We start from the raw sequence: 1,624 nt of genomic DNA, 5'->3' as shown, positions 1-1,624 counted from the left end.
CCGTAAAACCGGTAAAGTGTATGTGAATGAAAGTTACTTTTTTAGCTTTCGATTTTGGTATAACCCCTTAGTATTTTTACACCCCAATAAACGCCGAATAAAAGAGTATGACTGGGAAGATTTACACGGTGTTGTCATTCATAACTACTCCCCTTATTCACTAGTTAGCGATATTTTAATGGTCTGCAAACCCGGCACTAATCAAACCATAGACCATATTATGTTCGACCCAGCCCGAAAAGGGGTAGGTAGTCATTTGATCTGGGGTTGGGTCAATAATTATATGATATTTGATAAATTAGCCGACCCCAGCCGAAGCATCTACCCAACCGACCAAGAAGACAAATTCAAACAAAAAATTATTAACGGTCAAGGTTGGCCCAAATGGATGATCGAAGCATTCAATGCCACAACACAAGACGAACTAACCAACATCAAACAAAAATATCAGGTTAAGCAATAATAAGGTTAGATGATAGTACAGAAAACTGGAAATAAAGCTAAACAACAGGAGCCAGATATGCCGTCAAAGTACCGCCCCCAACGTTTTGGTTGGATAGGAGATCTAGAAAAAGGGAAAAATTACTTAACTAGCCCTGAAGATCGGTTAATCTATGCTAATGATAACTACTGTGTTTTAAAACGTAAAAAATTATCTGACCAGATTTTTTATTTAATAATTTCTACATTACTATTAATTGGTTATATAATTATATCTATCTACTATTATCAAGCTGTACCTATTTTTATTAAATTTAATCATACTTCGATTTTAATTTTAATCACAATAGGTATATTAGCCTTTACAATTGCTATATATTTTTCATTACTTCCTGAATTCTATCAAAACCTATTCACTCGCCGAGGAAGTCCAATTATTTTTAACCGTAAAACGGGTAAAGTGTATGTGAATGAAAGTTACTTTTTTAGCTTTCGATTTTGGTATAACCCCTTATTTTTTTTACACCCCAATAAACGCCGAATAAAAGAGTATGATTGGGCAGATTTACACGGTGTTGCCATTCATAACTATTCACCTTACTCACTAGTTAGCGATATTTTAATGGTGTGCAAACCCGGCACTAACCAAACCATTGACCATATCATGTTCGACCCAGCCCGAAAAGGGGTAGGTAGTCATTTAATCTGGGGTTGGGTCAATAATTATATGATATTTGATAAATTAGCCGACCCCAGCCGAAGCATCTACCCAACCGACCAAGAAGACAAATTCAAACAAAAAATTATAAAAGGTCAAGGTTGGCCCAAATGGATGATCGAGGCATTCAATGCCACAACACAAGATGAGCTAGCCAACATCAAACAAAAATATCAGGTTAAGCAGTAATAAGGTTAGATAGTAAAGAAAGTTGGAAATAAAACTAAACAACAGGAGCCAGATATGCCATCAAAGTACCGCCCCCAACGTTTTGGTTGGATTGGGGATTTAGAGAAAGGGAAAAATTACTTAACCAGCCCTGAGGATCGGTTGATCTATGCTAATGATAACTACTGTGTTTTAAAACGTAAAAAATTATCAAATCAAATTTTTTATTTATCTATAAGTTCATTTTTATCAATTTCATTATTTTTTTTAATTCCTATGTTGATATGTGATATTTCA

3 protein-coding genes are annotated in these 1,624 nt (G+C 34.9%); all 3 read left to right on the top strand.

Features of this window, described 5'->3' with window-relative positions; translation table 11 throughout:
- A partial coding sequence (locus ACKJXD_RS11880; protein WP_430876417.1) for a DUF6708 domain-containing protein occupies positions 1-463 on the top strand: 463 nt, incomplete at its 5' end.
- Positions 464-472: 9 nt separating this feature from the next.
- The gene (locus ACKJXD_RS11875) at positions 473-1,348 is read left to right on the top strand and encodes a DUF6708 domain-containing protein (RefSeq protein WP_430876416.1); all 876 of its coding nucleotides are present in this window, start codon (positions 473-475) and stop codon (positions 1,346-1,348) included.
- A 54-nt stretch (positions 1,349-1,402) separates the two neighbouring features.
- On the top strand, positions 1,403-1,624 hold a 222-nt coding region (locus ACKJXD_RS11870; RefSeq protein WP_430875887.1), incomplete at its 3' end, for a hypothetical protein.

The sequence above is a fragment of the Gilliamella sp. G0441 genome (assembly GCF_050589305.1).
In the GTDB taxonomy this organism is placed as follows: domain Bacteria; phylum Pseudomonadota; class Gammaproteobacteria; order Enterobacterales; family Orbaceae; genus Gilliamella.
Note: the sequence above shows the minus strand (reverse complement) of the source record. Positions and strands in the feature narration are given on the sequence as shown.

Coding starts and splice junctions, on each gene's coding strand:
- ACKJXD_RS11875 (WP_430876416.1), top strand. CDS start 473: ATGATAGTACAGAAAACTGGAAATAAAGCTAAACAACAGGAGCCAGAT.